This is a genomic window from Pseudomonas sp. FGI182, assembly GCF_000511325.1.
GTDB lineage: Bacteria > Pseudomonadota > Gammaproteobacteria > Pseudomonadales > Pseudomonadaceae > Aquipseudomonas > Aquipseudomonas putida_Z.
On the sequence record NZ_CP007012.1, the window covers coordinates 4,756,918 to 4,768,993 of the forward strand.

12 protein-coding genes are annotated in these 12,076 nt (G+C 60.6%); 1 reads left to right on the forward strand and 11 read right to left on the reverse strand.

Annotated elements, in window-relative coordinates:
• The first annotated feature begins 222 nt into the window (after window positions 1-222).
• Window positions 223-1,233, forward strand: a complete 1,011-nt coding sequence (locus C163_RS20880; RefSeq protein ID WP_025340446.1) for a DUF4917 family protein — start codon at window positions 223-225, stop codon at window positions 1,231-1,233.
• Window positions 1,234-1,385: 152 nt separating this feature from the next.
• On the opposite strand, the gene C163_RS20885 is transcribed toward C163_RS20880, so the two are convergent.
• From C163_RS20885 to cpaB, 11 genes are all read right to left on the reverse strand, one after another.
• On the reverse strand, window positions 1,386-2,429 hold the full coding sequence (locus tag C163_RS20885) for a lipopolysaccharide assembly protein LapB (protein WP_025340447.1): 1,044 nt from the start codon (window positions 2,427-2,429) through the stop codon (window positions 1,386-1,388).
• A gap of 1 nt (window position 2,430) precedes the next feature.
• Complete coding sequence (locus C163_RS20890; protein WP_025340448.1) at window positions 2,431-3,399, reverse strand: type II secretion system F family protein; 969 nt, start codon at window positions 3,397-3,399, stop codon at window positions 2,431-2,433.
• Between the two features lie 27 nt (window positions 3,400-3,426).
• Window positions 3,427-4,413 carry a type II secretion system F family protein gene (locus C163_RS20895; protein ID WP_025340449.1) on the reverse strand — a complete coding sequence of 329 codons (987 nt, stop codon included), beginning with the start codon at window positions 4,411-4,413 and terminating at the stop codon, window positions 3,427-3,429.
• Window positions 4,410-5,852: a CpaF family protein gene (locus C163_RS20900; RefSeq protein WP_025340450.1), complete on the reverse strand. Its 1,443-nt coding sequence runs from the start codon at window positions 5,850-5,852 to the stop codon at window positions 4,410-4,412. The genes C163_RS20895 and C163_RS20900 overlap by 4 nt, the downstream gene beginning before the upstream one ends.
• 3 nt (window positions 5,853-5,855) lie before the next feature.
• A complete protein-coding gene (locus C163_RS20905) occupies window positions 5,856-7,073 on the reverse strand; it encodes an AAA family ATPase (protein ID WP_025340451.1) in 1,218 nt (405 codons plus the stop codon).
• Window positions 7,067-7,570 (reverse strand): TadE/TadG family type IV pilus assembly protein, encoded by a 504-nt coding sequence (locus C163_RS20910; RefSeq protein WP_025340452.1) that lies wholly within the window; start codon window positions 7,568-7,570, stop codon window positions 7,067-7,069. Before C163_RS20910 ends, C163_RS20905 begins: the two co-directional genes overlap by 7 nt.
• Complete coding sequence (locus C163_RS20915) at window positions 7,570-8,040, reverse strand: TadE/TadG family type IV pilus assembly protein (protein WP_025340453.1); 471 nt, start codon at window positions 8,038-8,040, stop codon at window positions 7,570-7,572. Before C163_RS20915 ends, C163_RS20910 begins: the two co-directional genes overlap by 1 nt.
• 9 nt (window positions 8,041-8,049) lie before the next feature.
• Window positions 8,050-9,384, reverse strand: coding sequence for a TadE/TadG family type IV pilus assembly protein (locus C163_RS20920; RefSeq protein WP_025340454.1), 1,335 nt, complete (start codon window positions 9,382-9,384; stop codon window positions 8,050-8,052).
• A 10-nt stretch (window positions 9,385-9,394) separates the two neighbouring features.
• A complete protein-coding gene (locus C163_RS20925; RefSeq protein ID WP_025340455.1) occupies window positions 9,395-9,670 on the reverse strand; it encodes a hypothetical protein in 276 nt (91 codons plus the stop codon).
• 15 nt (window positions 9,671-9,685) lie between these two features.
• Window positions 9,686-11,173: a type II and III secretion system protein family protein gene (locus C163_RS20930; protein WP_038408277.1), complete on the reverse strand. Its 1,488-nt coding sequence runs from the start codon at window positions 11,171-11,173 to the stop codon at window positions 9,686-9,688.
• Window positions 11,174-11,260: 87 nt separating this feature from the next.
• Window positions 11,261-12,073, reverse strand: coding sequence for a Flp pilus assembly protein CpaB (gene cpaB, locus C163_RS20935; RefSeq protein WP_025340457.1), 813 nt, complete (start codon window positions 12,071-12,073; stop codon window positions 11,261-11,263).
• Between the last annotated feature and the right edge of the window lie 3 nt (window positions 12,074-12,076).

The following is a 12,076-nucleotide window of genomic DNA, read 5'->3' on the forward strand; positions in this document are numbered from 1 at the left end:
TTCTGTGAACCTTGCGCTGCCTGTTCTGGCCCCTTCGCGGGCACGCCCGCTCCCACAGGTACTGCATTGAATTCATGGGCAGTGTAATTCCTGTGGGAGCGGGCGTGCCCGCGAAGGGGCCGGCATTGCCGACACAAGGCCCTTGCCTGGATACAACCCTCGCACACCTTGCATGACATGCTAAAGTCGCCCCCGTTCCCGCTCCACCCAACGGACCCCAGCATGCCCGCACTAGACGCCACCCTCACCCCCTGGCCGGAACTCGCCGCCCGCCACCCTTGCGACGCCCTGCTGCTGGGCAACGGCGCCAGCCGCGTGCTGTGGAAGCCGTTCGGCTACTTCTCGCTGTTCGAGGAAGCGCAACGTGCCGGCCGCAAGAAAGGCCTGGCCGTCAGCGACCAGGCACTGTTCAAGTCGCTGGGTACGGAACTGTTCGAGCCGGTGCTCAGCGCCCTCAACACCACCGTGCGCACCAACGCCGCGCTGGCCATCAACTCCACCGCGCCGCTGAACCGCTACTACTCGATCAAGGAAGCGCTGATCCACGCGGTACGCACGGTGCACCTGCCGTGGCCACTCATGCCGGCCACGACCCTGGCAACCCTCAACCAGGCCCTGCGCGGCTACCGCAGCGTCTACACCAGCAACTACGACCTGCTGCTACCGTGGGCCGTGCAACACGCACCGCACGGCTTCGCCGAACTGTTCGACGAGCAAGGCTTCTTCGACGTGCGCCGCACCAACGGCGAAGGCACGCGGGTGCTGCATCTGCATGGCGGCCTGCACCTGCTCAAGCTGCCGGACGGCACCACCCGCCAACGCAGCGCCGACAGCGCCGAACTGCTCGATGGTTTTGCCGTGAACATCCCGGGCGAAGTGCCGCTGTTCGTCAACGAAGACCGCAGCGACGAGAAACTGCGCGCCATCCGCAACTCTGACTACCTGGGCTGGTGCCTGGGGCAACTGGCGCGGGAAAGCCAGGGGCTATGCCTGTTCGGGCTGCACCTGGACAGCAGTGACCAGCATCTGCTCGAAGCCATCCGACAGGCCCGGCCGAAGCATCTGTCGATTGCCATACGGCCATTGAGCGAGGCATCGGTGATCAACCAGAAGCAGCATTTTGTCGACAGGTTCGGGGATATGCCCGGGACCGTGCTGCATTTCTTCGATGCCAGTACGCATCCGTTGGGGCAAGCAGCGTTGGCTATTGAAGCACCGCTGACCCACAGGTGAAGTGGACCAATTGGGGGCCGCTTTGCGGCCCATCGCCGGCAAGCCAGCTCCCACAGGGATCGCGCAACGCCTGAATTCTGCGCGGTACTTGTGGGAGCCGGCTTGCCGGCGATGGGCTGCGTAGCAGCCCCGTCTACGCTATATGTCAGGCATCAAGGCGCCGACGCGGTTGTCACCTGCACGGCCGGGCCAACTGCAACCGGCTCGGGCATCGCTACATCGGCGCCCAGTTGGCGGATTTGCCGAATCTGCTGGACCCTGTTCAGGTTTTCCCAGGCGACTGGATAGTGCCCCGGCGACAACTCGATCGCGCTGCGGAAGAACTGCTCAGCCACATCCAGCTTGCCTTCCACCAGGCAGACATAGCCGACATCATTGCTGGCCTCGGCACGCTTTTCGACCTGTTCAAAGGCAGACACCGCCTCCTCATAGCGCCCCATGCGAGCCAGCAGCAACCCATAGTTGCGCCAAAGCGGTTTGTACGTGCCGTCGTAGCTCACACCACGTTTGTACCGGAGCTCGGCATCGGCCCATTGCCCGGCCATGTAATAGGAGTACCCCAGGCTGTTCTGCACCAACGCCGAATGTGGGTCGATGAGCTCGGCCAGGCGGTAGTAGGTCTGCGCCTCGGCGAAGTTGTCGGCCAGATCCGCGAGCACCCCGAGCCCGTTGTAAGCCTTGAGTGGTGACTTGCTGTCGACCCTGAGCGCAGCCGCTCCTGTCTGGGTATTGGCTGGGTCCTTGGCGAAGCGTTTCTGATCCTCGGCAACTGCCTTCAACAGCATCACCTTGGCTTGCTCATGTTTACGCATGGACAGGTTCAGCAGGCCCATTTCAGTCAGCGCATCAGGGTTTTCCGGCGCCTTGCTCAGTACCTCGGTGAAAGCCATCTCGGCAAGCTGGTTATTGCCGCGTTCGCGGTGGATACGGCCAACCCAGACCAGGGCCTCATAACGTTCGGGCGCCAGCTCGAGGACGCGCAGGTACTGGTACAGCGCCTGGTCCAGGTCACCGGCCTGATAAGCCATCGCGGCCATCTGCATTGCCTGGTCGGGCGAGTTGCTCTGCGACTGCACTTGGTAGAGCACCGAATTGCCACCGGAGTAGACAGAACGCACCCCATTCAAGTCTGGCCCTGTGCTCTGGCAACCCGAGAGCACGGCGATCATGGTCAACAGCAAGCTGATCCTGTTCATGTCATGGCTTCCCGAACGTGTTAAGTATCCCGATGATCACCGGGCCGATGGCAACCAGAAAGAAGCTTGGCCACAAACAGAAAATTAGCGGAAAAATCAGCTTGGTTCCGACTTTCGCGCCCATTTCCTCGGCGGCTTGCATGCGCCGGTCACGAAACTCCTCGGCATAGATGCGCAAAGTAGCCGCTACGCTGGTGCCGAAGCGGATACTCTGCGCCAACAGGCTGACCAGGCCTTGAATGTCCTCCAGGCCGGTGCGATCAGCCAGTTGCCTGAGCGCTTCGGTACTGGAAATACCGGCGCGGATCTGCGCATTGACCAAGGCCAGTTCCTCGGCCAGCTCGGCCTGACTGACCGACATTTCTTCGGCCACCCGCTCGATAGCCTGGGGCAATGCCAGACCCGACTCCACGCAAACCACCATCAAGTCCAGGGCATCAGGAAATGCCGCACGCAACCGCCCCTGCCGAGCCTTCTTGCGCTTTTCGACATACACTGCCGGCAGCAGCCATCCGGCGCCAGCCCCCATCAGCACCAAGCCTATGATCGTGATCGAGGAGAGGTTAGGTACCAACGGCAGTATCAGCACCGAGATACCGAGCTGCATCAACGGCAACAGCAAACGCACCGCCCAGTACACCTGTACCGCTGACCCCGAGCCGTAACCTGCATGAGTCAACAGGGTTCGGGTGGCCGACGCCTGCCCCTCAGCAGACGGGGTAACACGCCGACCGACCCGTTCCAGTAAAAGCTGCAGGTTGCTTGGCGCTTCCCGTCCGGCTGCAGCGCTGGAATGGCCCTGTTTGATCAACGCAAGTCGGCGTTGCAGAGGGCTCTGCAGTCCCAGCACTAGTAAAGTCACGGTCATCACCGCAATGACAGTGCTCAGCCCGATCGCACCGACGATCAGCAGTCGTGTCAGAGCCTCATTGTCCGTCACCCTACTCATCAAACCGAGCAAATAATCCATGACCGATACCCCCTATGCCAGTACTGCTTAAATCTGGATACGGATAATTTTACGAATCCAGAAAATCCCGACCAACATGGAGCCAAAAGCCCCCATGATCAGCTTATGCCCAGTAGGATCTTTGATTAGCAACGTCAAATACTCCGGGGTCGTGGCAATGATCGCTGCCGCCAACAGGAATGGTATGGCCACCAATACCCAAGCCGACATTCGCCCTTCGGCCGACATTGTCTTGACCTTGCGCTGAAAGCGGAAACGCCCCCGGATCAGACTACTCAGGCGCTCCAGTACTTCGGTCAGGTTGCCGCCGGTTTCGCGATGAATAAGAATCGAGGTCACCAGCATCATCACGGTCATGCTCGGCATCCGCTCCAGCAGGCCAAGCATGGCCCGGCGCACATCATTACCGTAGTTGATATCGGCGAAGGTCAGGCCGAATTCGTGCGCCACTGGCCCCTTGTGTTCATCGGCCACCAGGCGCAGGGTTTCATTGAAGGGGTGCCCAGCGCGCAACGCCCGGCACATAGCTTCCAGCGCATCCGGCAAACCCTCCTCGAACTTGGCGAAACGCTTGCCACGATCAGCAGTGATTTTCAGCAGCGGCAGCCAGAACGCCACGAACGCTGCCGCTAGCGCCAGCCACCAGTAAGGAAAGAACAACCAGGCCAGCATCCCGGCAGCCGCAGCCAGAACGAACCCCAGCAGCAATACCCGATAGGCTCGGTATTCATGCCCAGCCTGCTCGATCAGTTGCGTCAGCGACGCCATGAAGGGCAACTGCTCGAGCCGCGCCTCCAGCGGCGACAAGCGTGTCAGGTACTTCTGCCGCAGCACGGTCTGCATGTTCGGCAGATGACTTGCCCGCTCCAGGATCACCAGTCGGCTACGGATACGCTTGCGTACCTTACCCGCCTCGCCGAACACCGGCACCACCAGGCCTTGGCTGAGAAGAAACACGGCAACGAACACCATGCCAAGAAATATCAGGATGTATTCAACGGGTATCTGGCTCATGGCTGACGAGCCTCCATCCATTCAGGTCTGAACATCGTCAGCGGCAACTCGATCCCGCGCTTGGCCAAAGAATCGCGAAACGCGGGGACCATGCCACTTGGCCGGAAGTCACCAAGCACCTGGCCCTGCTCGCCCACACCATTGCGGACAAATGAGAAGATCTCGGTCATGGTGATGATTTCACCTTCCATACCGTTGATCTCCTGCACACTGACCAACCGCCGCTTGCCGTCTTCCTGCCGTTCCAATTGGATTACCACATCGATGGCCGATGCGATCTGCTGGCGCATGGCCTTGATCGGGAACGTAGCGCCAGACATCAAGACCATGTTCTCGACCCGGCCCAACGCATCGCGCGCGGTATTGGCGTGGATCGTGGTCAGTGAACCATCGTGGCCGGTGTTCATCGCCGTCAGCATGTCCAGCGCCTCGGCACCACGCACCTCACCGATCACGATGCGGTCGGGGCGCATCCGCAGGCTGTTGCGCACCAGCTCACGCTGGCCAACCTCCCCACGTCCCTCGATGTTCGCCGGCCGTGTTTCCAGGCGCACCACATGCGGCTGCTGCAGTTGCAGTTCGGCCGAGTCCTCGATGGTGACGATGCGCTCGTTATGGGGAATGAAACTGGACAGCACATTGAGCATGGTGGTCTTGCCGCAGCCAGTGCCGCCGGAGATCAGCACGTTCAGCCGGCCCCGCACGATCGCCTTGAGCAGCAACGCGATGGCCGGCGTCAGGGCGCCCGCCTGGATCAGGCTGTCGGTATTGAGCAGGTCCACCGCAAAGCGGCGGATCGAGATACTTGGCCCATCGATGGCCAGCGGCGGGATGATCGCATTGACCCGCGAACCGTCCTTGAGTCGTGCATCGACCAACGGCGAAGACTCGTCGATTCGCCGGCCGAGGCTGGAGACGATGCGGTCGATAATGTTGAGCAGGTGCTGATCATCGCGAAAGCGCACATCGGTGCGCTGCAACTTGCCGAACCGCTCGACATACACCGAGTCATGCCCGTTGACCAGAATGTCGGACACCGTGTGGTCGGCCAGCAGCGGCTCCAGCGGGCCAAGGCCAAGCACTTCATCGGTGATCTGCTTGATGATCAACTGGCGGCTGGCAGAGCTCACCGGCGCCGAATGCTCATCGAGCAGACGCTGGCAGATATCGCGGATCTGCCGCACGGCCTCGGCCTGCTCGAGCGAGTCGAGCAAGGACAGGTCCATGACCTTGAGCAGTTGCGCATAGGTTTTTTCCCGCCACTCGGCTTCTACCGATGTGACCTGGCTTTTCGTTTCAAACAGAACATCCGGTGCTGAATGTTCCCACGCCATCAGCGCCTCTGCCGGGTCCTTCGCGCCGCCACCCTGCTTCGACGGCGTCGATGCCTCGGGGATGGCTGCCTGTTTGCGCAAACGGTTACGGAAATCGCTAAGCATGGTTCACCCCCGAAAAACACGCTTGAAGGCGCGTTTGAACAGTCCGTTTTCAGTGTCCACCTGCTTGCCAACCAATTCCTCGGCCAGCCCACGCAGCGCCTGGGTGATCGCGGAGCGAGGTGCTTGCAGACCTAATGGCACACCCGTGTTCTGGCTCTGGTTGATAACGCTGAAGTCATTCGGCAGTTTCACGATATTGGTGCAGCGCAGCGCCTCGCCGATGTCCTTGAGGCTGACCGGTGCCGCCTTGTCGTAGCGGTTGACCACCACCTCCAGCTGATTGCCGCGCACGCCCAAGTCATCGCGCAGAATGCGTGCCAGGGAACTGGCGTCGCGCAGGTGGTTGACGCTCTGCTGCACCACGACGTACACCCGGTCGGCCTGCTCCAGCACCGAGGCGGTGATGTGATCGATCTGCCGCGGCAAGTCCGTCACAACCCAGTCATAGTTGGCCCGCGCCAGTTGCAGCAGCGCATCGAGCTGTTCGGCCTGGACATCCTGCGGCAGGCACAGCTCATTGGCGCGGCTGCCAAGCACATGCAAGGACGGGCTGAAATGACTGCAGAAGCCGCGCAGTGCAACACCATCCATTTCTTTTATCTGCTGCAACACGTCCAGTTGGCTGTGCGACTGCGCCACATCCAGATGATGCGACACGCTGCCAAACTGCAGGTCCAGGTCAAGCAACAGGGCGTTGCCCTTGAGGCTGAGCTGATGCGCCAGGTTGCAGGCCAGCACAGTGCCGCCGGAGCCCCCCTTGGCATTCATCACCGCGATCAGTTTGCCTGTTGCCGTGCTGTTGGTCTGGGTTTCCATGACCATACGGTTCAATGCTGCGATAAGCTCCGAGGCAACGATAGGCTCCGGCAGAAAATCGCGCGCACCAGCCTGCATAGCCAGGCGCATGCCTTCCCGATCGTCCAGCTGGCCACATACGAGCAGCGGCGGGCGCTCATGTGCCGGGCGTTGCAACAGGGCCGCCAGCTCCTCACGCCACAGCTGGCCAACGCGCAGCAGCAAGAAATCGGGCATCCGGTCCAGCCCGTACAGAGGGTCGCAATGCCCATTGCTCACCTGGCGAACATTCACCTCCAGACCCGAGATGCGCTGACAGATTTCTTGCAACTGGCGCAAGGCCAGGGCGTCGGAACTGCTGATCAACAGACGCATTCCGGGCTTGATGGAGGTAGCGGATACGGAAGACTCCCTTAGATTCAGCATGGCGTGATCTCCGGTACGACATCCGCCTCGGTATGACGCCCGAGGCTCTCGCGAGGTAAGGTCGCCTTGAATACTGGCAAGGTAATGGGCACGCCAAACCCTGGAATAAACAGGCTGAATTGAAAGTTCTGCAGCGTCAGTTGCACATAGCGGACAGCGGCAAACCCGGTGGCACTTACCAGATCACCGGGGTTGGCGACCTGTGCACCGTTCTTGTCCAGGTAACGCAGAGTCAGATCCGAGGTGTCCAGGCCGGCCAGCAGGCTGCTGGCACCACTGTCGCCCGCAGTGTTGAATATCGCCCTGCGCAGCACCACCGGATCGCTGATATTGCACACCGCCGCCAGACGTGCACCACGCCGAACGGACTCATTCAGCACGTTCACGGTGTAGTACAGCCGGCCTATTTCAAGCACCCCGAACAGCAGCGTGAACATCAACGCACTGACGATGGCGAACTCCACCACGTAAACGCCCTGCATGCCTCTGCGCTTCATCACAGTGCCCTCATCACGGTGGTAGCGACCAACGGGAAGTTCAGTGCCGTGCCGTTGCCGATAAAGGCCGGAATGCCGCTGGCGATCAGTGGGGAAAAGACCGCGCTGATGGTCACCTGCACGTGGTCGTTGGTGCCCGCCACCTTGGCAACCTGCACGGTGGTATTGGCCGGCATCCCGGTCAGGCTGCAAGGCGGCGCGGAAGGTGCACCGTACACCGCCACTTTCTTGGTCATGCACTCGAGGTCGGTGCTCACCTCGACCTTGCCCAAGGTCGAGTTCCAGGCCTGGCTGGCCACAAAGCGCGCGGCATCCCGGCTGCCCTGCAGCAAGCTGTTGTATTGGTAAAGCATGCGGCCAAATTCGCCGAAGGCCAGCAAGGTCAGGAGCAACAGTGGCAGAGTGATGGTGAACTCGACGATTGCCACCCCTTGCTGACGCTGCGCACGCTTGAGCCGATAAAGTTCCATGACACGCTCCTAGGAGTCGGTGCTCGGTGTGCCACTGCCACTGATAAAGGTTTTGTACAGCTGGATGATCTGCGGGCCGGAATCGTCTTGCGGCGTAGGCCCAGGCACACCGTCGCCTTCGCATTGCTTGACGAACTGGCCGAATATCTGCGAATCCTTACCCGAGTTGTCGGCCGGCTGCACCACATAGAAGCAACCGAAACCGAGGGCCGGAATCGATGATGCCCCCGAGTTTTTGCCCGAGCAGTCGCCCACCACGATCTTCAGCATCCGTCGCTCGAAAACCCCACCCGACTGGCAACCCGTACCGCCTGCGATACATGCGGCTGTCTGCGCGGCATAGTCGTTGTAGTCGAACAGCGGCGTACTGCCAGCAGACAGGTTGCCATTGCTCGAAGTGACGACTTGGCCTTGGTGCTCCACCTTTTCAGTTTTGGCGTTGTACTTCATCGCCGGATTGCTATAGCTCGTAACCAGGTCGGGCGGATAGTCCGTGCTATTGAGCGACCCGGCGTACTCGCCGAAGCGCGTGTTCAGGCCTTTGACGGCAGGGCCAACCGTGTTGCCAGGCTTGGTGGTGACGTTGTCACCGACATTGCGGCAAACCGAGGCGCCTCCGGCCATGAGTTCGCCCACCTCCTTGCCGCCCGAGCCAAAATCGAGCAGCTGAAAGTTGCCCGGGCCAATCGGGTCGTTGTCCTTGGAAGCTGATTTCAAGACCTCCAGGTCACCAAAGCGATACCCCCAGAACATGCCGGTGTCCGGGTTGTATTTGGTCGGGTCGCCACACACCAGCAGAGGCGCAAGATCACATGGACTGGTCGGGCTCGGCCCAGCGGTGGCAATCGCCGTCACGCTCTTGGTCCCAACAGCACCTGTACCGATTGACTGGGCAAAGCTCCAGAAAAAGCCTGCCAGTGAGTAATTCAATACCTTGACCCGCACATAGGTGGCATTGGCCGGCCCAGGGAACGAGAAAGGCCCATAGACATTGTCTGCCAGCTCCACGACAGCGAATGTTCCAAGTTTGCCGCCAATTGCCGTCAACAGTTCCTTGTTGCCCGCGGCCTTGGCATTTTCGTTCAGGGTAAAGAGCGCGGCATCACGCGCGGTAGTGGCGGCATTGCCAGAACCCATCACCTGGCTCAGGGTCTTTGCACCACTCAGGGCGGCAGCGTCCACGGCATTTTGCAGTCGGGTCTTATTCAACAACATGTGACCACCATCGAGCACCAACGCGGCCATCATCAAAATCGCAACCAGGGCGATCACGATGATGACAGTCACTGCCCCCCGCTGTTGACCTGGCGGCGCGGTGAACATCCGTTGAGCTCGAGGAGTCATGGTCACGCCCTCAATCATTACTCAGTTGGATCTGAATCGGCTGACCGACCTGCTGGGCATCGCCGGTCGTCCCCCGATAACTATTCATCACCTTCTCCAGCAATGGCCCATCGGCGCCCACAACAGGCAGTTCGGTACCAGGGTTTGCAGCTACCTGCTTATCGGCAATCTGCTGGTAGGTAGTCTGGTAGACGCTGTAACCCAGCGGGCCGACGCGCCCCTCGTCGTATGACATGCAACCGGACAACCCCGACAGCAGCGCGCAACACACGATCATGGTTCTCATGCTGGTTCTCTCCGATCAGTTCAGATCATGGCCAAAGTTGCCACCGCTGACGCCGAGGCTGACAGGCACCGAGCGCCCGGGCTCACTGCTCTTGGTCTTGCCAAGCAGGTAGAAGTCCAGGTCACTGGGTTCGACGAATTTCTCGGTGGGCAGGCGCACCGCCTTGGCGTCCACAGGCTTGGCGAGGTGCGGGGTCACCAGGATCACCAGTTCGGTTTCACCGTTGATGAACGACTGGCTGCGGAACAGGTGCCCGAGTATCGGCAGGTCCCCCAGCCCGGGGAAACGGCTGACGAAATCGCGGGTGTTTTCACTGATCAGACCGGCGATGGCGATGGTCTGGCCATTGCCCAGTTCGACCGTGGACTCGGCGCTGCGCTTAGTCAGCGACGGAATGACCTGGGTAACACCATCGCCCAGAATACTGTTCAGGCCCGTGTCGAGTACCAACGAGTTGACGTTGGAAAGCTCGCTTACCGAGACATTCAGGTTGAGGTTGATACGCCCCGAATCGAGCACTACCGGCAGGAACTTCACGCCGACACCGAATTCCTTGTACTCGATGGTGATGCCATCATCCTCGGTAATCGGCACCGGGAACTCGCCACCGGAAATGAACTCCGCCTGCTGGCCGGTCAGCGTGGTGAGGGTGGGTTCTGCCAGCACCTTGGCCGAACCATTGTCCTTGGACGCTTCCAGCACCACGTTGAAGAGGAAATCGTCGGACAGGAACTGGGCGAACAAGCCTTTGCCGCCACCAATCAGCGAACCTGGCGAAAGGATCGACCCACCGCCTGGAGTCAGGCCCAGCCCTTGACCATTGTTGAACCCGCCACCGCTCCAGTTGCCGGATGAACCAAGTGCATTGAAGCGCACGTTGAGGTTCTTGATCAGGCTGCGCTGCATCTCGGCCACTTTCACTTCCAGCATCACTTGCTGGCTGCCACCGACGCTGAGCAGGTTGATCACCTCCAGGGACTGGGCCGGGGCCGCTGCGGCAGCTTCACCTTTGCCCTGCACCACACTCGAGGTCTGCGCGGCATAGGTCTTGGCCACTTTCATCGCTGTGTCCATGGCCGCGGCACTACGCACCTGACCACGCAGTACCAATGCGCCTTGTGCGCTGAACACCTCGATGTTCTCCTCGGGCAGCAGCTGGTGCAGTTTGGTCTTGAGCCCGGTGAGATCATGCACGACCTCCACATCCATGGTCTCGATCAAGCGGTTGTTGCTGTCCCACAGCAGCACGTTGGTAGTGCCCAGGGAACGGCCGAGCAGGTAGAGCTGGGTCGGGCTGGTGATCAGGATATCGGCGATATCCGGATTGCCGACCGAGATTTTCCTCACCGGCGTACGAGCGCTGATCGTACGCGACTTGTAGATGGGTACCTGGATCATATTGGTGTTGGCCGCCGGCATGGCGCTGTATCCCGATCCCGGTTCTGCAGCCTGCGTCACACCGACGAACAGCAGCTGCGTACCCAGCCCGCACAACAGGTACATCCCTAATCTCTGCAAAGTATTCATGCACAACTCCTTGCGAGGTGTTCTTGTTCCTGCCGAAAGTTAGCCATTCGGACGCCAGCCGCCTTAAAACCTTGCTTTCGCTACTTCAACTTCAGTCCCGCGGATGATGGTGACCGAGCCTACTCCACCGTTACCTTTTGCCACCGGTTTTGGTTGGGGTTTGGCTACTGGTGGCGCAGCCTGGACCGGCGCGACAGCGGCAACGGCTTGCGATTGTTTCTGAGCATCCAGCGGGTTACGCAGGGCCAGCTGCAACTTCCCTTCCGATTGCGCCTTGACCAGTACCTCGGCCTCTTTGGCCGACATTTCCAGGGTCACGGCACGCACCACCACCGGTTGTGTCTTGTCCGTCCCCGCCGTCTGGTCCACGGCCAGTACGCGCAAGTCCTGGAGGATGGTCCTGGACTCTGAGTCATTACTGTTACCGTCGCTGCGCTTGGTCGCCAGTACATCGACCCGGTTGCCCGGCAACAGGAACCCACCCACCCCGACCACGTCATCCACACGCACCGAAATGGCTCGTTTGTCGGGGGCGATCAACGACGCCAGGGTACTGCCACCCAAGTGCTCAGCCACGCGTGCGCTGCGCAGCACATCGCCGCGCAACAGAGCGAAAGTGGCAATCTTGCCAACCACCTTTTCATTGCTGTCGAAGGCATCGTCGGGCACCGCATCCTTGGGCATGCGCACGATGGCGACCTGCTGGGCCTCGATCATCTGCCCGAACGGGATCTCCACCGTGGCGACCACCACATTCTTCATGTTGTCATCCGGGGCGGCGTTGAGACGACCATTGAGCCAGTTGTTGGCCATCAAGGCGGCACCAAGCCCCAAGGTCAGGGAAACGGCAACCAGGGTCAGCGTACGGGCACTCATGTC

Bases quoted from the DNA above. Each gene is read 5' to 3' on its own strand.
- C163_RS20895 (WP_025340449.1), bottom strand. From the start codon at position 4,413: ATGAGCCAGATACCCGTTGAATACATCCTGATATTTCTTGGCATGGTG.
- C163_RS20925 (WP_025340455.1), bottom strand. From the start codon at position 9,670: ATGAGAACCATGATCGTGTGTTGCGCGCTGCTGTCGGGGTTGTCCGGT.
- cpaB (WP_025340457.1), bottom strand. From the start codon at position 12,073: ATGAGTGCCCGTACGCTGACCCTGGTTGCCGTTTCCCTGACCTTGGGG.
- C163_RS20900 (WP_025340450.1), bottom strand. From the start codon at position 5,852: ATGCTTAGCGATTTCCGTAACCGTTTGCGCAAACAGGCAGCCATCCCC.
- C163_RS20905 (WP_025340451.1), bottom strand. From the start codon at position 7,073: ATGCTGAATCTAAGGGAGTCTTCCGTATCCGCTACCTCCATCAAGCCC.
- C163_RS20915 (WP_025340453.1), bottom strand. From the start codon at position 8,040: ATGGAACTTTATCGGCTCAAGCGTGCGCAGCGTCAGCAAGGGGTGGCA.
- C163_RS20885 (WP_025340447.1), bottom strand. From the start codon at position 2,429: ATGAACAGGATCAGCTTGCTGTTGACCATGATCGCCGTGCTCTCGGGT.
- C163_RS20920 (WP_025340454.1), bottom strand. From the start codon at position 9,384: ATGACTCCTCGAGCTCAACGGATGTTCACCGCGCCGCCAGGTCAACAG.
- C163_RS20890 (WP_025340448.1), bottom strand. From the start codon at position 3,399: ATGGATTATTTGCTCGGTTTGATGAGTAGGGTGACGGACAATGAGGCT.
- C163_RS20930 (WP_038408277.1), bottom strand. From the start codon at position 11,173: ATGTACCTGTTGTGCGGGCTGGGTACGCAGCTGCTGTTCGTCGGTGTG.
- C163_RS20880 (WP_025340446.1), top strand. From the start codon at position 223: ATGCCCGCACTAGACGCCACCCTCACCCCCTGGCCGGAACTCGCCGCC.
- C163_RS20910 (WP_025340452.1), bottom strand. From the start codon at position 7,570: ATGAAGCGCAGAGGCATGCAGGGCGTTTACGTGGTGGAGTTCGCCATC.